The organism is Arthrobacter zhaoguopingii (assembly GCF_009828595.1).
GTDB classification, from domain to species: Bacteria; Actinomycetota; Actinomycetes; order Actinomycetales; family Micrococcaceae; genus Arthrobacter_D; species Arthrobacter_D zhaoguopingii.
This window is the reverse complement of sequence record NZ_WPNY01000001.1, coordinates 401,104-420,260: the sequence shown is the minus strand read 5'-3', so window position 1 is coordinate 420,260 and position 19,157 is coordinate 401,104. Positions and strand designations below refer to the sequence as shown.

Sequence of the window (19,157 nt, the reverse complement as noted above, 5' to 3'; positions counted from 1 at the left end):
GAAAAACTAATGGGGGCGGACAGCGCCCGGGCTGGACGACCCGGCGGCGGGGGCGCCGCCGGGGGCCGGCGCGTGCCCGGTGAACAGATTGATGAGTTCGTCGACCTCGTGGCCGGCCGTGGCGGGGTGCCGGAAGTGCCGGTGCGGCTCAATGACGTAGTGGGTTCGCCGCCCCATCCGGATCCGGCGCAGGTATCCGGCGGTCTCGAGGTCCTTGAGGATCGACAGCGCGGCGCGGGGGCTGATTCCGACCAGGTCCGCCAGGTCGGCGACCCGCATGTCCGGATCGCCGGCCACGGCCAGCAGCACGTGGCCGTGGTGGGTCAGGAAGGTCCAAGGGTGCGACGCGGGCGAACCCCGCCGGTCGGAGCGCACCGGCGGGGTTCCCTGTCCTGCGGCCGGATCGGCGTCCGGCTCCCCGTTAGAGGGTCGAACCACCGTCGGGTCCTGAGCCCTTTCCGGCGGGTACCGGACGCCGCCACAGCGGGTCCAGTTCGGCCGTCTCGGCCGGATCGGCGACCCGGAACGGAGGGTTCACCGGGGACGCCAGCGGCTGCCGGGCCTGTCCGCGGGTGGCGAGCAGGCTGGCACCGATGGACACGGCCAGGATGGTCACGACCACGGCCAGTGAAATCGGGGTGGGGATGTAGAAGATGTCGATCTTCAGGAGCATCTTGATGCCCACCCAGATCAGCACCAGCGCGAGGCCGACCTTGAGGTAGATGAAGCGGTGCATCAGGTCGGCGAGCAGGAAGTACATTGCCCGCAGGCCGAGGATGGCGAAGGCGTTGGCGGTGAAGACAAGGAATACCTCGTCGGTGACGGCGAAGATCGCCGGGATGGAGTCGACAGCGAAGATGATGTCCGTGACCTCGACGAGGACGAGCACCGCCAGCAGCGGGGTGGCGAGGAGGACGCCGTTCTTCCGGATGAGGAACCGCTGGCCGTGGAAGGCATCGGTCATCGGGACGAAGCGGCGGAACAGCTTGAGGGCACGGGACTTTTCGGGCTCCATGTGCTCGTTGCGCTGGCGGATCATCCGGTAGCCGGTGTAGAGCAGGAAGGCCGCGAACAGGTAGAGCACCCAGCCGGCGGAGGCGATGATGGCGGAGCCGGCGGCGATGAAGATGCCGCGGAAGACGAGCGCACCCAGGACCCCGAGGAACAGGACCCTGTGCTGGTATTCGCGGGGGACGGCGAAGTAGCTGAAGATGATGGCCCAGACGAAGACGTTGTCGACGGCCAGGGATTTCTCGATGAGGTATCCGGCGAAGTACTGCTGGCCGAACTCGGCGCCGTACACCTGCCAGATGAGCGCTCCGAAGGCGACACCGAAGGCAACCCAGACGGCGGACCAGAGGGCGGCCTCCCGGACGCCGATCACGTGGGCGCGGCGGTGGGCGAACAGGTCGATGGCGAGCATGGCGACGATCACGCCGATCACTGCCAGCCAGGCCCAGAAGGGAACAGTCATGGGGTCTTGCCTTTCCAGTCAGGTCAACTAACTGGAGGTCTTTCCCGGCTCGTGATGGAGCCTGTCCCGCCGAGCCGCTCAGGGGCGGCCGGACTGACGACGGGACACTGGGGGATACTCCCCTCCGCGTTCAATTAGTGAAGCACACTTCACCTATCGAGCACAAGGAGGGGGTACCTGCGCCGACGGCCTCGGAGCCGTCAGGCCGCGGCCAGGGCGAAGCCGGCGGCCGCCGCGCCCAGGGCGGCGGTCAGGGTTCCGAGGCCCGAGAGCAGGGCCAGCCTCCACCGGCCGGCCTTCAGGAGACGGACGGTGTCGACGCTCGCGGTGCTGAAGGTCGTGTAGCCCCCGAGGAATCCCGTGCCGACAACGAGGACGACGGACCGCTCGAGGGCGGCGGACGCGGCGAACCCGGCGAGCAGTCCCAGCAGGAACGATCCGGAGATATTGATCAGCACGGTGCCGAGCGGGAACCCGGAGCGCATCCGGGAGGAGATCATCCCGTCGAGGAGGAACCGGGCGCCGGCGCCGAGGCCTCCGGCGGCTGCGATCGCGAACACGGCACCGGTCACGGAACACCCCCCTGCCGCGGGTCGGCCGGCAACCGCTCGGCGTCCGGGCGCCGTCGGGCCGCCGACCCCGCTGCGGCACCGCAGGCGGCAGCTCCGGCGCCGAGCAGGAACGTCGCGGCGAGGTAGAGCAGGGCCGGCGCCGTGCGCCCGGCGTCAAGCAGCAGCACGGCCTCCACGGTGAGTGCGCTGTAGGTGGTGAAACCGCCCAGGAACCCGGTGCCTGCGGTCAGCCGCGCCGCCCGGAGCCGGCCGGTGTCGGGGCCGGCGGCGGCGAGGCGCTCGAGCAGCCAGCCGAGCAGGAACGCCCCCGAGAGATTGATGAGAAAGGTGGCAAGGGGAAGCCCGCCGGGCGCGGGAAGGAGCAGGTCGAGGCCATAGCGGGCGAGGGTGCCCAGCGAACCTCCAAGCACCACTAACAGCAGGAGGTCCGGCCGGCGGTGCGCCGGGCGGCCGGCCCGGCGGGCAGGTTTCAGGACGGGACCTGAGGGGCCTGCGGGTACTTCTCCTGCACGGCGTCCCAGTCGCCCGAAGAGGCGATCGGGTCCATCCAGAAGACCTCCCACGCGTGGCCGTCCGGGTCGCTGAAGCTCCGGGACCGCATGAAGCCGTAGTCCTGGGGTTTGCCCTCGGCGGCGCCGGCGGCCAGGGCCCGGTCGAGGAAGGCGTCGACCTCCCAGGGGTCGTCGACGCTGAGGGCGTTGATGACCCCCGACGTCACCGAGGTGTCGGCGATCTGCTTGTCGGTGAACTGCCGGTAGTGCTCGTGGCTGAGGATCATCACGTAGATGCTGTCGTTGACCTCGAGCGATCCGGAATTCTCGTCGCTGAAGGACGGGTTCAGGGTCCAGCCCAGGGAGGTGTAAAAGGCCTTGGACCTCTCCACATCGCTGACCGGAAGGTTGATGAAGACTTTGCTGGCCATGTGCTGCTCCCCATCTCTGGTGTGCTTTAGGACCCTTACAGTGTGCGGCCGGCGGGGCCGGCCCGCAATGCGGAATGGGCAGAGCTGCCGTCCGGCCGGTTTAGGATGGCCGGGTGGAAATCTGGATTCCCCTCACCGCCGCCGTCGGCCTTGCCCTGCTCACCGGAGGGACGGCCCTGCTGCTGCGCAGGCCCCGCCCGCAGCAGCAGGAGGCGGCTCCGCGGCGGAAGGGGACCCGGGCGTCGGGCCGGGTGGTCGCGGTGCGCCCGCAGACCCACTTCGACCGCGACCGGAACAACATCCGCGTGCCGGTCCGGGTCGAGTACACCGACCCGCGCACCGGGGAGAGCCGGACCGGAACCTACGTCCTTGACCGGTTCACCGCCAACATCCCGGCGCTGATCTCCCAGCCGGTGGGCGTCGCCACCTTCGGCAGCACAGCCCGCTCCGGCCCTGCCCGTTCCGGCGCGGCGCCCCGCCCGGAGCCCGCGGCGGGGGCGCTCGCCCCCGAGGCCGACGCCGAGGGCTTCCGCGAGATCCTCGATCCGGTTCCCGTCGACGCCTTCATCAGCGGCCCGGCCGCCGATCCGCGGGTGCGGATCGTGTTCCGCCCCTGAGGACCCCGGGGGCGGAGGGCCGCGGCGGAGGCCGTCACCCGGCGCGGAACCTCAGGCGCGCAGTTCGGCCTGGACCGGCCAGTGCTGGTCGCTGAGGATCACCTGTGAGCCCTGCCCCGTCGCGGGGTTGAGGAGCACCGGCGCCAGGAGGTTGACGGTCGTGGCCTCCCCGCCGGGGCGGGCCACCACGAGCACCTGCGGGTCCTGTGCGGACCCGAGGCCAATCGCCTCGAGGAGTTCTGCCGAGAACCGGGGAAGATACTCCGGCAGGTAGATCGCCGGATCCACGACAAAGACCCGCAGCCCGCGGTCGTCGGCCGCGGTCAGCGAATACAGCCCGTCGGCGCCGTCGATGGCGGCGAGGGTGAACTCGACGTGGGGTTCGAAACCCGGCGGAGGAGCGGTGAAGCTCACGGCAGCGCTCATCGGAGGAAGTCCAAGAGGGTCGGCGAGAGCACCTTCGAAGTGACGCTCAGGGCGCCCTGGTAGCTCAGGTCCTGGATCTTGAGGTTGGTGAGCATCTCGGCCAGGTCGAGGTCCTCGATGCCCGCGCGCTGCTCCTCGAGCGCCGCCACCTGGACCTTGTTGGTGTCCTCGGCGTTCAGCAGGCGCGAATGCCGCGCCCCGATCTCGGCCTGGCCGGCCGACACTCGATTGAACTGGGCGTCGACGGCGCCGAGGCGGGCCGAGGTGCTGATGCCGGCGCGGAGGTCGGCGGCGATCCCGTCCAGCAGGTCGAAGACCGAACCGGGTCCGTTGCCGAACACGGCGGCGCCGTCGGCGTCGACCCGGATGGTCTGCCCCTCACCCACCCGGCGCTCGACGGTGCTGCCGGGGGCTCCGGTGAACACCGGCGGGGTGCCGGTGAACGCGGCCTCCGCATCGGAGTTGCCCGCGAAGACGCTGCGCCCGAGGAACCGAGTGTTGGCCTGCCCGAGCAGGTCCCGCTTCAGCCCCTCGACTTCGACGGCGATCGCATTGCGCGCGGCCGGGGACAGGGTCTCGTTGCCGCCCTGAATGGTCAGCTCGCGCACCCGCGTCATCAGCTTGCTGGTGTTGGACAGGGCGGAGTCAAGGGCCGTCAGCCAGCCCTTGCCGTTGTCGATGTTCCGGGTGTACTGGGCGGCCGACTGCTGGTCCGCCTTGACCCGGAGTGAATCCGCCGCGGCCATGGGGTCCTGGGAGGGCCTGCTGATCCGCTTCAGGGTCATTGCGTGTTCCTGGGCCTCGGCGCGGCGCATCATGCTGGCCTGCAGGTTGCGCTGGGCAGTGTTCGTCATGGTGGTGTTGGTGACGCGGCTGAGCATTGGTTACCTTCCTACTAATCCGGTGCGGTTGATGAGGACGTCGAGCATCTCGTCGATGGCCGTCATCACCCGCGAGGACGCCTGGTAGGCGTGCTGATAGGTGAGCAGGCTGACGCTCTCCTCATCGATGTCGACCGAGGACTGGGACAGCTGAAGGCCGAGGGCCGACGCGGCGGCCACCCCGGCGAGATCCTCGCGCTGGTTGTCGGCACGCGCCGTGACAGCCAATGCCGTGACGAAGCCGCTCCACAGCCGGTCCGGGGAGTCGGCGGCATGGCGGATCTGGGAGATGGCGTCCGCGTTGGAGCCGTCCTTTCCGCCGGCGCCGGGCCGGCCCGTGGCGAGGTCCGCGGCGGAGGCCGCCGCGACCCGCAGGCCCTTGGCCGCCGGCAGCGCCGGATCGAACCGGAAGAAGTCGAGGCCGGTGCGGCCGTCGGCTGTCTCTCCCCCGCGGTGGACGGCGTTGACCGATTCCGCGAGGCGCACCGCGAAGGCGTCGTACGCGGCCGCGGCCTCGGCGAGGTCGCCGCCGGCCGCCTTGCCGTTGGCCGGGGCGAGAGTCGAGACCATCCCGCCGATCCTGCCGCCGTCGAGCGGAACGGCGCTGCCGGGCCGGTGGGCCCATTCGAGCCGGACCGGGGCGGCGGCAGCGTCCTCGAGCCGGTAGCCTCCGCTGACCTGCAGGGCATTGGCGGAGTCACCCGAGACGAGCACGTTCCCGCCCACGAGCACCTCGACCGTGCCGTCGCCGAGGGGCCGGACGGTCCCGCCGACGAGGGAGGCGATGTCCGCGGTGAGCAGGTTCCGCTTGTCGATCAGCTCGTTCGCGGAGGCGCCGGCGTTCAGGGCGGAGCGGATGCCGGCGTTGAGTCCGGCCACCTGGACGGCGGCGGCGTTGACCTCGGAGGTAAGCAGGTCCAGCTGCCGCCGGTCCGTGGAGAACTGCGCCTCGATCTGGGTGTACCCGTGGGCGAGCTTGGCCGCCAGGGCGCCGGCCTCCTCGAGCAGGACCCCGGACGGCGCCGGCGCCCCGGCGTTGTTGGCCACGTCCTGCCACGAGGTCCAGAACTTCTGCAGCGCGGCGGAGGTGCCGTTCTTGCCGGGTTCCTGCAGGATCCCCTCGAGCCCGTCGAGCGCCTTGACCCGCGCCCCGGCGAACCCGGCGTCGGCCGAAGTCGCCCGGACCCTGGCGTCGAGGAAGATGTCACCCAGGCGACGGATGCCGTCGACCTGCACGCCCTGGCCCGGCGTCACGCCCGAGGAGAAGAGCCCGACGCGCGCGGGCGGGCCCATCGGCGAGGTGGTGACCCGCTGGCGGGTGTACCCCTCGGTGGCGGCGTTGGCGATGTTCTGGCCGGTCACGGCCGAGCCCTGGCGTGCGGCGTTCAGTCCGCTCAGCGCGGTGTTCAGTGCTCCGAATGTGCTGCCCATGACGCCTCCCTCATACCCTCGTGTCGATCAGCCGTGACGTGTCGACGCCGGCGGTCATGCCGCGGGCATCGTAGGTGCCGGCCTCCGCACGGTGCCCGGCGAGGGCCTCCTGGGTGGACCGGGCCGCGGCGCGGAGGAACTGGGCGTTGGCGTCCCGGAGCTCCTTGATGCGCTCGGTCTGCTCCGTCATCACCTGCAGGTGCCGCGAGAGGATGTCCGCCCAGGGGCCAACGGGTGCGTGCTGCACCAGTTCGCGCAGCGTTGCGTTCTCCCCGGCACCCCACTCGGCCGCGACATTAAGCACCTCGACGTCGCGTGCCAGGCCGCTGGCCCGCAGCAGGGCGACGGCGCCCTCGACCTCGCGGGTTGCATGCTGCAGCCAGCGCGTCTTCCCGGCCGTGAGCAGGAGCTGCTCCTCCTCAAGCTTGAACATCAGAAGTTCAAGCAGTTCACGCTCATGCCAGAGCTGGGCTGATAGCTCCTGGATTCCCATAGTGCCTAAGACTCTCCTAGATTGGCTCAGCGGTCGCTTCCTGCTGCCGCACCTTACGTAGAAACCATCGGCGGGATGCCGGCCGATGTAAGGTGCGGCGCCGCCGTCGAGCCCGGCTCGAGCCCTATGGGAAAAAACTTTTCGCATCCTGCTAACGCCGCCGCCGGAGCCGCCGATTGTTCTCTGCGTAAGGCCCAAGGATGGGCCCGACGCTACACAACAATTCATGGAGGAATAGATCATGGGTATGCAGATCAATACCAACACCGCGGCGAACAACGCTTTCCGCGCCCTGTCCAACACGCAGAACGACCTGAGCAAGTCCCTGGAGAAGCTCTCCAGCGGCCTCCGCATCAACCGTGCTGCCGACGACGCTGCCGGCCTGTCCATCTCCGAGGGCCTGCGCTCGCAGGTCTCGGGCCTCGGGGTTGCCCAGCGCAACGCCCAGGACGGCATCTCCGTCATCCAGACCGCTGAAGGCGCACTGACCGAGGTCCACTCGATCCTGCACCGTATGCGCGACCTGGCTGTCCAGGGCGGCAACGACTCGAACAACGCGTCGTCGCGCACCGCGATCAAGACCGAAGCCGATGCCCTCGGTGAGGAACTTGCCCGCATCACCTCGTCCACCAACTTCAACGGCATCAAGCTCCTCGACGGTACCGCTGGAACCGCCGGTGTCATCAGCCTGCAGGTTGGCGCCGACGGTGCCGCCGACAACACCATCTCGGTGAACCTCGGCGACGCCAACGCCAGCATCAACGGCGCCGGCCCGGTCTTCTCCAGCGTCGCCGGGGCAACCGGATTCGACGTCGCCACCTCGGCCGGCGCGACGACCACGGTCGCCGCACTGGACGTCGCGATCGCCGCCGTCTCGGCACAGCGTTCGGAGCTGGGTGCTTCCCAGAACCGCCTTGAGTCCGCGGGCAAGTCCCTCGCGGTCTCCAAGGAGAACCTGGCCGCCGCCGAATCCCGCATCCGCGACACCGACATGGCGGAGGAGATGGTCAAGTTCACCAAGGCCAACATCCTCTCCCAGGCCGGCGTTTCGATGCTCGCCCAGGCCAACCAGTCCACCCAGAGCGTCCTGAAGCTCCTCGGCTAAACCGACTGCTTCGTAACGGAACCGCCGGTGGCAGCCGGGCGGGGCACCCCAGCCCGCCTGTGCCGCCGCCGGCGGTTCCTGTTCACCCTCAATACCCAGATCGACGCTTCGGAGGAGAACACTCGTGGGACTTTCACTGGACGGGCTGGCCAGCGGGCTGGATACGACGGCGCTCATCAAGGCCATGATGGACATCGAACGCATCCCGCAGAACATCCTCTACAACAAATCGGTGCGCACCCAGGCCACCGTCGACGCCCTGAAGGCGCTCAATACCGGGATCGCCAATCTCACCACGCTGTCAACGGCCGCCGCGAAGCCAGGCGCCCTTTCCCTGTTCACGGCCACGTCAACCTCGACCGCGGCGACGGCCTCCGCAGGCACCGGCGCCGCCGCCGGCTCGGTGGAATTCACGATCGACCGGCTCGCCACCAAGCAGAGCTCCGTCTCGGCCCCGCTCACCCAGTGGCCGGACACCTCCCTGACCATCACCGGCGCCAACGGCACCGCCGTCACGGTCACCGCCGCGTCGACGAGCCTCGACGACGTCGTTCAGGCAGTCAACGCCTCAACCGCCAACGTCACCGCCACCAAAGTCTCCACCGGTGACGGCAACTACCGGCTCCAGCTCACCTCCAAGGCCACCGGCGCGGCCGGGGCCTTCACGCTCTCCGGGACCGCGGGAACCTTCACCCAGATTCAATCGGCCCAGGACGCCCAGATCACCCTGTGGAAGGGAACAGCCGCTGAACAGCCGGTCACCTCGGGCACCAACACCTTCGCGAACCTGCAGACCGGCCTCTCCGTCACCGTTGCGGCGGTCTCGGCGACGCCTGTCACCGTCAGCGTCGCCCAGGACGCCGACGGCATAGCGGCCAAGGCCGAAGCACTGGTCAAGGGCCTCAACGATGTGCTCGCCTACATCACCAGCAAGCAGAAAACCTCGACCACGCCCGACGCAAACGGCAAGCCGGTCACCACCCTCGGGGTGTTCACCACCGACAGCGCGGTCCGGAGCATCGGCCAGAGCCTGCTCACGGCGGCGTCGGCCCCCATCGGCGGTGTCTCGCCGTCCGAATACGGCATCAGCATCACCAAGAACGGCACCATGGAGTTCGACCCCGCCAAGTTCAAGGCCGCGCTGGCAAAGGACCCCGCGGCGGTGGACGCAGCCGTGCGCACCATCGGCTCGCGCCTCGAAGCGGCGGGGAAGACGGCGTCGGATAAGTACGGCGGTGTGATCGCCTCGAAGATCACCAGCGGCGAGGGCCAGGTCCGGGAACTCAACGATCAGGTGGCGAACTGGGACATCCGGCTCGCCTCGCGCGAGGCACGCCTGAAGAGCACCTACGCGGCGCTCGAAGTGGCGATGCAGGCAATGAACGCGCAGTCCAGCTGGCTCACCGCCCAGCTCGCCACACTGCCGACCCAGGGAAGTGACGGAAAGAAATGATGATGAACACCTCCATCGACCAGCGCCGGAAGTACCTGCGGGAATCGGTCCTCTCCGCGACACCGGCACGGCTGCTCACCATGCTCTACGACCGGCTGCTGCTCGACCTGGCCCGTGCCGAACAGGCGCAGGCGGCCGAGAACTGGCAGGCCGCGTCGGCGCAGCTGCTCCACGCGCAGGAGATCATCGCCGAGCTGTCCTCGTCCCTGAAGAAGGACGCGTGGGACGGAGCGGAGAACCTGTTCGGGCTCTACACCTATGTGTCGAACGCCTTGATGGCGGCCAACATGCACCGCGACATCCAGGCCACCCGGGAATGCATCGCCCTGCTCGAGCCGCTGCGCGAGGCCTGGCACGAGGCCTCGGCATCCCTGCCGGCCCAGAACTCCTGGGATCCGGCCCGATCCGCCGGGAGCCTTGGTGTGGCCTGACGCCGCGGGAGCCGAGGGGGCCGGCGCCCTCGGGCGTGCAGGCTGGACCGCGGCGCTGGCCCAGCTCGAGGACGTCGTCTTCGAGGCCCAGCGCGCCGCCTCCGACCCGCAGCTTCCCGCTCCCGCCATCGCCGCCTGGGAACCGCCGCAGGGCCTGGGCCCGCTGCCGGCCGACCTCCGCGAGCATGCGCGCCGCGTGAATGAGGCCCAGATGGACGCACTGGCCGCACTGGGTCAGGCGCGGGCGACGGTGGCCCGCCATCTCGGGGCCGTGGAGTCAGCCTCAGCCGATCTGGCCAGGACGGGCAGCCTCGACGTCACGGGCTGAGCACTCGACAACCCGCATCCGCAACACGCCGGGAGGGGTCCGGCTCGGGAACGGCGGAGGCGGCCCGCATGGCGCCGGCAGCTGATCAGGAGGGCCTGCCTCCCCCGATCCGGTAGGACTCCTCGAGCAGCTCCTCCAGTTCCCGGACGTCAATGCGGGCGAGGCGGACCAGGACCAGTTCAGGCGATCGCCGGTGATGCGGCGTGATGTAGTACGTGTCCGGATCGGCCGCGAGCAGCGCGTCGCGTTCCTGCGTCTTCACCGTGAGCACGCCCTCGGCCCACATCCGGGCGATCAGGGTGCGCGCAAACCACGCCGGTTGGTTCCAGCTCGACCGTTCGGTGACTCCCGGCAGGGAAAGGCACACTCGCCGCACGTCGTCCTCGGTTGCCACGTTTCCAAGGGTTTCAGGGACCGGCGGCGCCGTCCAGCGTCAGGGTCCGGGTTCAGCTGCGTCGCTCCCGGGCGGAACCCGGATTCTCTCGGGAAGTTTCCTTACCAATCCGCAGCCGACGCCGATAGATATTGGTGAGCAGCCGTTGCTCACCTCCCCAGGCCGTCGACCGGCCTGCACCTCCACCTCAAGGCAGGCCGCCGTGTTCGAATCCATCACCTCTCTGGGACTTCACAGTGCGCTCGACGGGCTGGCGCTGCGCCAAAAGGCCATCGCCAGCAACATCGCCAATGTGAACACCCCCGGCTACACCGCACGCCGCGTCAAGTTCGAAGAGGCCCTGACCGCCTCCGTCCGCGCCGGCAGCGGCGCAGCCCAGAGCGAGATGCAGCGGTCCCTGGAGCCGACGAAGCTGAACGGGAACAACGTGAACCTCGACACCGAAACCCTCTCGAATATCGACACGGTGCTGCGCTACCAGTTCGCGGCACGCGCCGTTGAAGGAACGTTCAACAATGTCCGCACGGCGATGAGGACCCACTGATGACCTTCGACGCGATCGGCATCGCCGGGACCTCCCTCTCCGTGCACCGCAAGTGGCTCGACGCCGTGTCGGACAACCTCGCCAACATCAACACGGCCACCAGCACCGACGGTGCTGCCTTCCAGGCCCGCTACATCGTCGCGCAGGAAGGCGCCGGCGTCGGCGGGGTGTACGTCCGCGGGGCGGAGTGGGGCGACGCCGAGGGGCGCATGGTCCACGAACCCGACCACCCCCTGGCCGACGAGGATGGGTACGTCCGCTACCCCGACATCGACATGGGCGAACAGATGTCGATGCTCATCATGGCCCAGCGCGGCTACGAGGCCAACGCCGCCGTCGTCGACCGCGCCAAAACCACCTACGAAGCCGCACTCCAGATTGGAAGGTCCTGATGGCCCCCGCACCGCTGACCCCCGTCCAGGCGATCACCGCCACGGGCTACGTGCCCGCCACCGCCCCGGCCCCTTCGACCGACGGGTCGGCCTTCGCCTCAGTCCTGACCGCCGCCGTGGACAACGTGCAGGCACTCTCGGGTGCGTCCGACACCCTGTCGCTGAAGGCCGCCAGCGGGAACCTCGACGACATCCACGACGCCACCATCGCCTCGACGCGGGCCGCGGTGTCCCTTGAACTCGTCGCCGCCGTCCGCAACAAGGGCGTCGACGCGTTCAATGAGATCATGCGGATGCAGGCCTGATGGCCTCCCTCCTGCCGGCCTCGATGGCGCGCGTGGCCGGGACGGTTCGGGAATTCTCCCTGGCCCAGAAGACCCTGGCCCTGCTCGGGGTCGCCGTGCTCGTCCTCGGTTCGGTGCTGCTCACCTCCTGGCTCACCAAGCCCGCCTACACCCCCCTGTTCTCGGGGCTCCAGGCGGAGGATGCAAGCATCATCGTGGAGCAGCTGCGCACCGACGGGGTGCCCTACGAAATCACCAGCGGCGGCTCCACCATCCTCGTGCCCGAGGCGAACGTCTACGACCAGCGGCTGAAGGCCGCCTCCGCGGGGCTTCCCTCGGAGTCGACCGGCGGCTACTCACTGCTTGACGACATGGGCGTGACCTCCTCCGAGTTCCAGCAGTCCGTCACCTACAAGCGCGCCCTCGAAGGGGAACTCGCCGCCACCATCGAGGGGATGGAGGGCGTCAAGACCGCCTCCGTGCAGCTGGCCATTCCCGAGGCCACGGTGTTCACCAAGGAAAAGGCCGACCCCACCGCCTCGGTGTTCGTCGAAACCCGCAGCGCCGCCGAACTCAGCGACGACCAGGTGCAGGCCATCGTCCACCTGACCTCGGCCTCCCTCGAGGGGATGCAGGCCAAGAACGTGGCCGTCATCGACTCGCGCGGCACCGTCCTGTCGGCCGTGGGCGTCGGCGCCACCGGCTCCTCCGACAAGCAGGCCTCCAACTATGAACAGCGCGTCTCCGGCGCCGTGCAGGCGATGCTCGACCGGGTGCTCGGCCCGGGCAACGCGTCGGTCGCCGTCGCCGCGGACATGAACAACGAATCCGGGGAGCGGCTCGAGGAAACCTTCACCACCCCCGAGGACGCACCGGCGCTGAACGAGTCCACGACCACCGAGACCTACACCGGGACCGGCGGCGGCGGAGCCGGCGTGCTGGGCCCGGACAACATCGCCGTGCCCGACGGCGGCAACGGCGACGGCACCTTCGACTCCGAAACAAGCACCCGCAACAACGCGCTCAACAAGACGACCGAGACGACGGCGATCCCCGCCGGCTCCCTCAACCGGCAGACCGTCTCGGTGGCCCTTGACGCCGAGGCCGCCCGCGGCCTCGACCTGGCCGCCCTGACCGGGCTGGTGAACACCGCCGCCGGCATCGACGAGGAGCGCGGGGACGCCGTCGCCGTCGAGGTCCTGCCGTTCAATACCGCCGGAGCCGACGAGGCCGCCGCCGCCCTGGCCGAGGCCAAGGCCGCCGAGGAGGACGCCCGGAACGCCGAGCTGCTGCGCACCGGGTTCTACGCCATTGGCGCCGTGCTGCTGGTGCTCATCGTCGTGATCGTCTTCGCCGTGCGGAACCGCCGCCAGCGCCGTGAGCTGATCGATCTGGGCGAGCGGCCGCTCGCGGCGCCGTTCGAGCTTGACCTGCCCGCCGTCACCCCGATCGAGCCGGCGCCCACGACGTCGTCAATCGGCGTGGTGCTGCCGTCGGCCCCGGCCCCGGCCCCGCTGCCGCCGGCCGAACCGGCCGCGGCCGAACTGGCCCGCAACGAGATCGAATCCCTCGCCGCCCGTGACCCGAAGAAGACCGCCGACTACCTGCGTGACCTGATGGACGAAAAGGTCCCGGTATGAGCGAAACGGATATCGACCTCACCGGGATCCAGAAGGCCGCCGTCATCCTGATGCAGATGTCCCAAGAGCGGGCGGTGCAGGTGATGCAGCACTTCACGGAGGCCGAGGCCGAGGACGTCGCCTCGGAGATCGTGAAGCTGCGCTCGGTGAACCCGGACACCGCGGAGAAGGTCATCATCGACTTCCACGAGGTGACGGTCCAGGGCAAGCGGCCCGCCCGGGGCGGGCGGGACTTCGCCGCCGGCCTGCTCCAGGCGTCCTTCGGGCAGGAGAAGGCCGCCGGGCTGATGACCCGGATGGCCTCCACCATGGCCGGGAAGTCCTTCGAGTTCCTCGCCAACGCCGAACCCGGCCAGCTGCTGGGCATCCTCGACGGCGAGCTCCCCCAGACCATCGCCCTCGTGCTCGCCCACCTCCGGCCGGACACGGCGTCGGCGGTGCTGGCGGGCCTGGGCGAGTCCCAGCGCGCCGACGTCGCCCAGTGCCTTGCCACCATGGGCGCGGCGTCCCCGGAGGCGCTCACGATCGTCGCCGACATCCTCAAGCTTCGGGCCGGTGCGATTCTCGCGCCGCGGAAGACCTTCGAGACCGTCGGCGGCATCCAGCCCCTCGTGGACATCATCAACCGCTCCGACGTCGCCATCGAGAAAGCCCTGCTCCAGGAACTCGAGGAGCGCGACCCGGAACTGGCCGAGGAGGTGCGCTCCCGGATGCTCACCTTCGCCGACATCGTCAAGCTCGAACGCCGCGACATCCAGGCCATCCTGCGCGGCATCGATCCGGCCCTGCTCGCCGTGGCTATGCGCGGGGCCCCCGCCGCCGTCGTCGAGACCATCCAGAAGAACGTGTCCGAGCGCAATAAGGAAATGCTCCAGGCCGAGATGAACGCCACCGGGCCGGTGCGCGCCTCCCAGGTCGAGGAGGCCCGCGCTGACATTGTGCGCGCAATCCGCGCCCTCGAGGCGGAGGGCTCGATCACCGTGCGCCGCGGCGAGGAGGACGACCTTGTCTACTGAGGAAGCCTTCTCCCCTCTCGCCTACCCTTCGCTGCGCGACCCCGAGCGCGAACGCCTCGAGGCCGAAAGCCGAGTCCGCGGCCACGCCGCAGGCTACGCCGCTGGCCTGCGGGAAGCGGCGGCCCATGCCGCCGCGGCAGCGGAGCAGGCCGACGAGGAACGGCTCGCGGCCGCCCGCACGGCCGCCGCGCGCATCGACGCGGCCCTCGGAGTGCTGCGCTCGGCGGCCTCCGCCCTCACCGCAGCCTCCGTTCCGGTGATCGACTCCGTCGAGGACGCCCTCGCCGCCGCGGCGTTCGAGCTGGCCGAGGCCGTGATCGGCTACGAGCTGGCCGACGGCGGGAACTCCACCCGGTCCATCGTGGCCCGGGCGCTGAACGCGCCCCTGCCCTTCGCCGTCCACACCGTGCGGCTCCACCCGGCCGACCTGGCGCGGCTGACCGCGGCCGGGGTGTGCCCGCCGGAGGTGCAGCTGGTCGCCGACCCGGCCCTGGCCGCCGGTGACGCCGTGGCCGAATACCCCGACGGGTTCCTCGACGCCCGCATCAGCACCGCGGTGGCCCGGGTCCGCGCCGCCCTCGCCGGCGGTGCCGCATGAGTACGACGGCGTGGCGGCCGCACGCCGGACGCTTCGCCACCGCCGTCCGCGTGGGCGCCCCGGAACAGGTCGGCACCGTGACCTCCGTCGTCGGGCTCGGCCTCGAGGTGTCGGGGCTCGCCGGGGCCGTCGGGGACCTGCTGACCGTCGGCGACGGCGGCCGGGAAGTCATCACCGAGGTCGTCGCCGCCGAGGGGCCCCGGCTGCGCTGCATGCCGCTCGCCCCGGTCAGCGGCCTCGGCACCGGCCTGCCCGTGCGCGCCGCCACGGCGGCCGTCCTCGTGCCCACCGGTGCCGGGCTCTTCGGCAGGGTGCTCGACGGGCTGGGCCGGCCCATCGACGGCCGCGGCCCGGTGGAGGCCGACGGCTTCGTGGCGCTCGACAAGGAATCCCCCAGCGCCATGGGACGGGCCCGGATCACCGACGTGCTCGCCACCGGCGTGCGCGCGGTCGACACCCTCACCACCATCGGCAAGGGCCAGCGGATGGGCCTGTTCGCCGGCTCGGGCGTCGGCAAGTCCTCGCTGCTGTCGATGATCGCCCGCGGCACCGACGCCGAGGTCTCGGTGATCGCGCTCGTCGGCGAGCGCGGCCGGGAGGTGCGCGAATTCCTTGAGGACGACCTGGGCGCCGAGGGCCTGGCCCGTTCCATCGTCGTCGTCGCAACCTCGGACGAACCCGCCCTGATGCGCCTGCGGGCGGCGTTCACCGCCACCCGCATCGCCGAGTCCTTCCGTGACCGCGGGGCCGACGTCGTGCTGCTGATGGATTCCCTGACCCGGGTGGCCATGGCGCAGCGCGAGATCGGCCTGTCCGTCGGGGAGCCTCCCGCCACCCGCGGCTACCCGCCGTCCACCTTCTCCGTGCTTTCCCGGCTGCTCGAACGCGCCGGCACGGACACCTCGGGCTCGGTCACCGGCATGTACACGGTGCTGGTGGACGGCGACGACCACAACGAACCGATCGCCGACGCCGCACGCTCCATCCTCGACGGTCACCTCGTCCTCGACCGCCGGCTGGCCGTGGCCGGGCACTTCCCCTCGATCGACGTCCTCGGCTCCATCTCCCGCGTCGCCTCGAAGGTCAACCCGAAGGACTACAGCAGCCTCGCCCTGACCCTGCGGAAGGTCCTCGCCGCCCGGCGCCAGGCTCAGGACCTGATCGACGTCGGCGCCTACCGCAGCGGCTCCAGCCCGCTCGTCGACGCGGCGCTGGCCCACGAGAACCAGATCAACGCCTTCCTTCAGCAGGGCATGGACGACCAGACGCCGACGGCGGATGCCTGGAACCGACTCGCCCTCCTCGCCCAATCCCTCGGAGGTACTCCATGACCCAGACCTTCCGGCTCGCCGGGCTGCTCCGCCTGCGCCGGCTCGAACAGGACGAGGCCGCCGGCGACCTCGCCGCGGCGAACGCAAGGGTCGCCGAAACCGCCGACCGGCAGGCGAAGGCACGCATCGACCTCGAGACCACCGCGTCGGAGGCCACGGGCCCCGAGACCCTCGCGGCGATCGCCGCATCCCGGGCCGCGGCCCGCACCCTGCTCGCGGATCTTGAGGCCCTCGAGCGCACCCGCCGGGAAGCGGCCGAGCAGGCACAGGCCGCCTTTTCGACGGCCCGGGCGCGCTCGATCGGGCTGGAGAAACTCGAGGCGAAGCATTCGGTGCGCGAGGCCGCGGCCGACCTCCGCGCCGAGCAGCTGTTCCTCGATGAGCTCACCTCGTCGGCCCGGCATGCAGCGCGGGGTGCCGGGCGATGAGCATGGCCACCGCCCTCGAGCGGATCCAGCAGATCCAGGGCACCCTCGGTACCCTCAATTCCTCAATGGGGGCCCCGGCCTCCGCGGAGGCCCCGGGCCGCGCCGGGCAGGTCTCCCCCGCGGCGGCCGCCGAGGCGGCGGCGAACGCCTCGGTGTTCGCTGAGGCGCTGTCGAACGCCGGGGTGACCGCCGGCGGCACCGGTGCGTCCGCGGTCCCCGGCGTACCCGGCCTCGCTGGTCCGGCCGGTCCGGCCGCCCCGGCCGCGGGAGGCGCAGACGGCGGGTCGGCGTCCTCAGTGGAGGCTGCGGCCCGGAAATACCTGGGCCTGCCCTACATCTGGGGCGGCAACGACCCGGCGGCCGGCCTTGACTGCTCGAGCTTCGTCCAGCACGTCTTCCGGGACCTCGGCTACGAGCTGCCCCGCACCACCTGGGACCAGGTCAACCAGGGCACGCCCGTGGCGTCGATGGCCGAGGCGCGTCCCGGCGACCTGCTGTTCACCTTCAACACCGGGCACGTGTCGATCTACCTGGGCAACGGGAAGGCCGTCGACGCCCCCCAGCCCGGCTCAACCATCCAGATCCGGGACGCCTGGGAGAACGATTCGAACGTCACGGCCATCCGGCGGATCCTGCCTGCCGGTTCCTCCTTCGGTGCGGCGTCCGCCGGAGCCGCAGGATGAGCGGCACCGCGCTGGGCCTGCGCGGGACGGCAGGGGCGTCCGCACCGGCGTCGGCCCCGGCGGCCCGGCCGCGCAGCGGGTCGGGTGCCGGCGAGGCCGGGGCCTTCGCCTCGGCCCTCGGCGAGGCGCTTGCCCGTCCTGCAGGGCGCCCGGGTCCCGCGTCCGACCGCAGCGCCGGGGCCGCCCGTCCCTCGGGCGACCGCAATGCTCAGGCCGACCGCAATGCTCAGGCCGACCGCGATGCCGGGCGTCCGGATCCTGCCGAAGCGCGCCGCCCGGCCGACTTCTCCGCTCCTGCCGATTCCCGCACCGGCCCCACCGGAAGCACGACGCCCGGTGAGGCAGGCGTGAGCGGGCCCGGCACTGGCCCGCAAACTTCCGGGGCGGTCGGTCGCACCGCACCGGAAGGTGCACCTGCCGGCGGGGCCGAACCCGCTGACGGCGGTTCCGAGCACCCAGCACAGGACACCGCCGCGTCCACCGAAGGCGCCCCCGCGCTTCCTGCCGATCCGCTTCCTGCCGGCACGGTGTCGGCAGGCGAGGCCGGGGTCGAATTCTGCACACCGGGCGTCGTCACGGCAGGCGGTGGTACCGGTCCGGCGAGGACCACGGCCGCCGGAACCACCGACACCGACACCATGCTTTCATCGGCCGGCACCCAGGCACCCGGGACGACCGGAGCGGACACGGACGCGGCACCCTCCGCCAACCGCGTGGTGCCCACAGCGGTACTGCCCGGTACCGGAACGGTGGCCCCCGTCGGAACCGCTCCCGGCTCGGCCGCGGCAGCCGCTTCCGCAACCGCCGTCGCTGGAGCGGCCGCAGGATCCGGGATGCCGCCGCCGGCGCCACCGCCCCCGGTGCTGCCCGGGCAGGCACCCGCCACGGCACCCCATGCCGCTGCGTCAGGAGCGGGCACCACTTCCGGTGCACCCGCGGCTCAGCCGTCCGGTGCCCCCGGACCGGTGCCGGCCACGGGCGCGCAGCCGGTCTCCGCAGCCGGCACGGTCGTGGCTCCCGATTCCGCCGCACCGGCCTCCGCCGGTGCGGCGTTTCACCCCGGCCCGGCAGGCAGCGGCGCCGCAGGCACTGCCACCGGCACGCCCACCTCGGCGGCCCCGGCCCCCGGTGCCCCCGCGCCCGCCGGCCTTGCACCGGCCGCCCCCGCGGGAACCGCGCCGCACCTGCAGGGGCCGGCCCCGGGCCTTCAGCCCCCCGCCGGCAGCTTCCAAGCGCCGGCCGTATCTCCAGTTCCGGGTACCGGGAACCCTGCTGCCCCCGCCGCGCCGCCGGCCGCCCTCGCCACCCAGCTGTCCCGTCCGGTGACGGCCCTGGCGGGCAAGGCCCCGGGCGAGCACGTTCTGGTGCTGAAGGTCACCCCCGAGGACCTCGGCCCGGTGACGGTCCGGGCACTCATCGGTGCGGACAGCAGCGTCCGGGTTGAGCTCTTCGCTCCCACCGATGGAGGCAGGGACGCCCTGAAGGCGGTGCTCGCTGAGCTCAAGCGGGACCTGGCCGGCTCCGGCCTGAACGCCAGCCTCGACCTGTCCTCCCGCAACCAGCCCGGCGAACCGGGGGCGGAGGGCTCGCGGCGCGGTCCCGCCCAGCAGCACCCGGGCCGGTCCCCCGCGGGCCGGGACGACGACGCCCCGCAGCCCGACCGCCGCCCCCGCCTTTCCGACGACGCGCCCTCACTGAATGTGATGGCCTGAGA

25 protein-coding genes are annotated in these 19,157 nt (G+C 71.0%); 15 read left to right on the top strand and 10 right to left on the bottom strand.

What is annotated here, in order from left to right; genetic code table 11:
- Positions 1–6: 6 nt before the first annotated feature.
- The 5 genes from GVV86_RS02100 to GVV86_RS02080 all read right to left on the bottom strand — a co-directional run bounded on the left by GVV86_RS02100 (position 7) and on the right by GVV86_RS02080 (position 2,968).
- A complete protein-coding gene (locus GVV86_RS02100) occupies positions 7–438 on the bottom strand; it encodes a winged helix-turn-helix domain-containing protein (protein ID WP_343206279.1) in 432 nt (143 codons plus the stop codon).
- Positions 422–1,474, bottom strand: a complete 1,053-nt coding sequence (locus GVV86_RS02095; protein WP_159617559.1) for a TerC family protein — start codon at positions 1,472–1,474, stop codon at positions 422–424. Before GVV86_RS02095 ends, GVV86_RS02100 begins: the two co-directional genes overlap by 17 nt.
- A gap of 200 nt (positions 1,475–1,674) precedes the next feature.
- Entirely contained in the window at positions 1,675–2,046 is a 372-nt protein-coding gene (gene crcB / locus GVV86_RS02090; protein ID WP_159617560.1) for a fluoride efflux transporter CrcB, read from the bottom strand.
- Positions 2,043–2,459: a fluoride efflux transporter FluC gene (locus tag GVV86_RS02085; protein ID WP_246669845.1), complete on the bottom strand. Its 417-nt coding sequence runs from the start codon at positions 2,457–2,459 to the stop codon at positions 2,043–2,045. The genes crcB and GVV86_RS02085 overlap by 4 nt, the downstream gene beginning before the upstream one ends.
- 56 nt (positions 2,460–2,515) lie before the next feature.
- Positions 2,516–2,968: a VOC family protein gene (locus GVV86_RS02080; protein WP_159801100.1), complete on the bottom strand. Its 453-nt coding sequence runs from the start codon at positions 2,966–2,968 to the stop codon at positions 2,516–2,518.
- Between the two features lie 113 nt (positions 2,969–3,081).
- On the opposite strand from GVV86_RS02080, the gene GVV86_RS02075 reads away from it, so the two are divergent.
- Positions 3,082–3,585, top strand: coding sequence for a hypothetical protein (locus tag GVV86_RS02075; RefSeq protein WP_159801098.1), 504 nt, complete (start codon positions 3,082–3,084; stop codon positions 3,583–3,585).
- A gap of 51 nt (positions 3,586–3,636) precedes the next feature.
- Here GVV86_RS02075 and GVV86_RS02070 read toward each other — a convergent pair whose 3' ends face one another.
- Genes GVV86_RS02070 through GVV86_RS02055 form a run of 4 tightly spaced genes read right to left on the bottom strand, consistent with a single transcriptional unit; the run spans position 3,637 to position 6,816 of the window.
- On the bottom strand, positions 3,637–4,011 hold the full coding sequence (locus tag GVV86_RS02070) for a flagellar assembly protein FliW (RefSeq protein WP_159801096.1): 375 nt from the start codon (positions 4,009–4,011) through the stop codon (positions 3,637–3,639).
- Positions 4,008–4,892 carry a flagellar hook-associated protein FlgL gene (gene flgL, locus GVV86_RS02065; protein ID WP_159617563.1) on the bottom strand — a complete coding sequence of 295 codons (885 nt, stop codon included), beginning with the start codon at positions 4,890–4,892 and terminating at the stop codon, positions 4,008–4,010. Before flgL ends, GVV86_RS02070 begins: the two co-directional genes overlap by 4 nt.
- A gap of 3 nt (positions 4,893–4,895) precedes the next feature.
- A complete protein-coding gene (flgK, locus tag GVV86_RS02060; RefSeq protein ID WP_159801094.1) occupies positions 4,896–6,323 on the bottom strand; it encodes a flagellar hook-associated protein FlgK in 1,428 nt (475 codons plus the stop codon).
- A 10-nt stretch (positions 6,324–6,333) separates the two neighbouring features.
- On the bottom strand, positions 6,334–6,816 hold the full coding sequence (locus GVV86_RS02055; RefSeq protein ID WP_159617565.1) for a flagellar protein FlgN: 483 nt from the start codon (positions 6,814–6,816) through the stop codon (positions 6,334–6,336).
- Positions 6,817–7,057: 241 nt separating this feature from the next.
- Between GVV86_RS02055 and GVV86_RS02050 the strand changes: the two genes are divergently transcribed.
- From GVV86_RS02050 to GVV86_RS02035, 4 genes are all read left to right on the top strand, one after another.
- Entirely contained in the window at positions 7,058–7,921 is an 864-nt protein-coding gene (locus GVV86_RS02050; protein ID WP_201291322.1) for a flagellin N-terminal helical domain-containing protein, read from the top strand.
- A gap of 124 nt (positions 7,922–8,045) precedes the next feature.
- Positions 8,046–9,374, top strand: coding sequence for a flagellar filament capping protein FliD (fliD, locus tag GVV86_RS02045; RefSeq protein WP_159617566.1), 1,329 nt, complete (start codon positions 8,046–8,048; stop codon positions 9,372–9,374).
- Positions 9,371–9,805: a flagellar export chaperone FliS gene (fliS, locus tag GVV86_RS02040; protein ID WP_343206278.1), complete on the top strand. Its 435-nt coding sequence runs from the start codon at positions 9,371–9,373 to the stop codon at positions 9,803–9,805. The genes fliD and fliS overlap by 4 nt, the downstream gene beginning before the upstream one ends.
- Positions 9,795–10,133, top strand: coding sequence for a hypothetical protein (locus GVV86_RS02035; protein ID WP_159801092.1), 339 nt, complete (start codon positions 9,795–9,797; stop codon positions 10,131–10,133). Before fliS ends, GVV86_RS02035 begins: the two co-directional genes overlap by 11 nt.
- Positions 10,134–10,218: 85 nt before the next feature.
- On the opposite strand, the gene GVV86_RS02030 is transcribed toward GVV86_RS02035, so the two are convergent.
- Positions 10,219–10,527 carry an MmcQ/YjbR family DNA-binding protein gene (locus GVV86_RS02030; protein ID WP_159801090.1) on the bottom strand — a complete coding sequence of 103 codons (309 nt, stop codon included), beginning with the start codon at positions 10,525–10,527 and terminating at the stop codon, positions 10,219–10,221.
- A gap of 202 nt (positions 10,528–10,729) precedes the next feature.
- Between GVV86_RS02030 and flgB the strand changes: the two genes are divergently transcribed.
- From flgB to GVV86_RS01980, 10 genes are read left to right on the top strand one after another with little or no spacing between them, the layout of a single operon-like run.
- Positions 10,730–11,071 carry a flagellar basal body rod protein FlgB gene (gene flgB, locus GVV86_RS02025; RefSeq protein ID WP_159617569.1) on the top strand — a complete coding sequence of 114 codons (342 nt, stop codon included), beginning with the start codon at positions 10,730–10,732 and terminating at the stop codon, positions 11,069–11,071.
- The gene (locus GVV86_RS02020; protein WP_159617570.1) at positions 11,071–11,463 is read left to right on the top strand and encodes a flagellar basal body rod protein FlgC; all 393 of its coding nucleotides are present in this window, start codon (positions 11,071–11,073) and stop codon (positions 11,461–11,463) included. The genes flgB and GVV86_RS02020 overlap by 1 nt, the downstream gene beginning before the upstream one ends.
- Positions 11,463–11,768, top strand: coding sequence for a flagellar hook-basal body complex protein FliE (gene fliE / locus GVV86_RS02015; protein WP_159617571.1), 306 nt, complete (start codon positions 11,463–11,465; stop codon positions 11,766–11,768). Before GVV86_RS02020 ends, fliE begins: the two co-directional genes overlap by 1 nt.
- Positions 11,768–13,387 (top strand): flagellar basal-body MS-ring/collar protein FliF, encoded by a 1,620-nt coding sequence (gene fliF, locus GVV86_RS02010; protein WP_159617572.1) that lies wholly within the window; start codon positions 11,768–11,770, stop codon positions 13,385–13,387. The genes fliE and fliF overlap by 1 nt, the downstream gene beginning before the upstream one ends.
- The gene (gene fliG, locus GVV86_RS02005; RefSeq protein WP_159801088.1) at positions 13,384–14,403 is read left to right on the top strand and encodes a flagellar motor switch protein FliG; all 1,020 of its coding nucleotides are present in this window, start codon (positions 13,384–13,386) and stop codon (positions 14,401–14,403) included. The genes fliF and fliG overlap by 4 nt, the downstream gene beginning before the upstream one ends.
- Positions 14,393–15,001: a FliH/SctL family protein gene (locus tag GVV86_RS02000; RefSeq protein WP_159617573.1), complete on the top strand. Its 609-nt coding sequence runs from the start codon at positions 14,393–14,395 to the stop codon at positions 14,999–15,001. Before fliG ends, GVV86_RS02000 begins: the two co-directional genes overlap by 11 nt.
- Positions 14,998–16,332, top strand: a complete 1,335-nt coding sequence (locus GVV86_RS01995) for a FliI/YscN family ATPase (RefSeq protein WP_159801086.1) — start codon at positions 14,998–15,000, stop codon at positions 16,330–16,332. The genes GVV86_RS02000 and GVV86_RS01995 overlap by 4 nt, the downstream gene beginning before the upstream one ends.
- Positions 16,329–16,760, top strand: a complete 432-nt coding sequence (locus GVV86_RS01990; protein WP_159801084.1) for a hypothetical protein — start codon at positions 16,329–16,331, stop codon at positions 16,758–16,760. Before GVV86_RS01995 ends, GVV86_RS01990 begins: the two co-directional genes overlap by 4 nt.
- Positions 16,757–17,443 carry a C40 family peptidase gene (locus GVV86_RS01985; protein WP_159801082.1) on the top strand — a complete coding sequence of 229 codons (687 nt, stop codon included), beginning with the start codon at positions 16,757–16,759 and terminating at the stop codon, positions 17,441–17,443. Before GVV86_RS01990 ends, GVV86_RS01985 begins: the two co-directional genes overlap by 4 nt.
- Positions 17,440–19,155 carry a flagellar hook-length control protein FliK gene (locus GVV86_RS01980; protein WP_159801080.1) on the top strand — a complete coding sequence of 572 codons (1,716 nt, stop codon included), beginning with the start codon at positions 17,440–17,442 and terminating at the stop codon, positions 19,153–19,155. Before GVV86_RS01985 ends, GVV86_RS01980 begins: the two co-directional genes overlap by 4 nt.
- Positions 19,156–19,157: the final 2 nt, after the last annotated feature.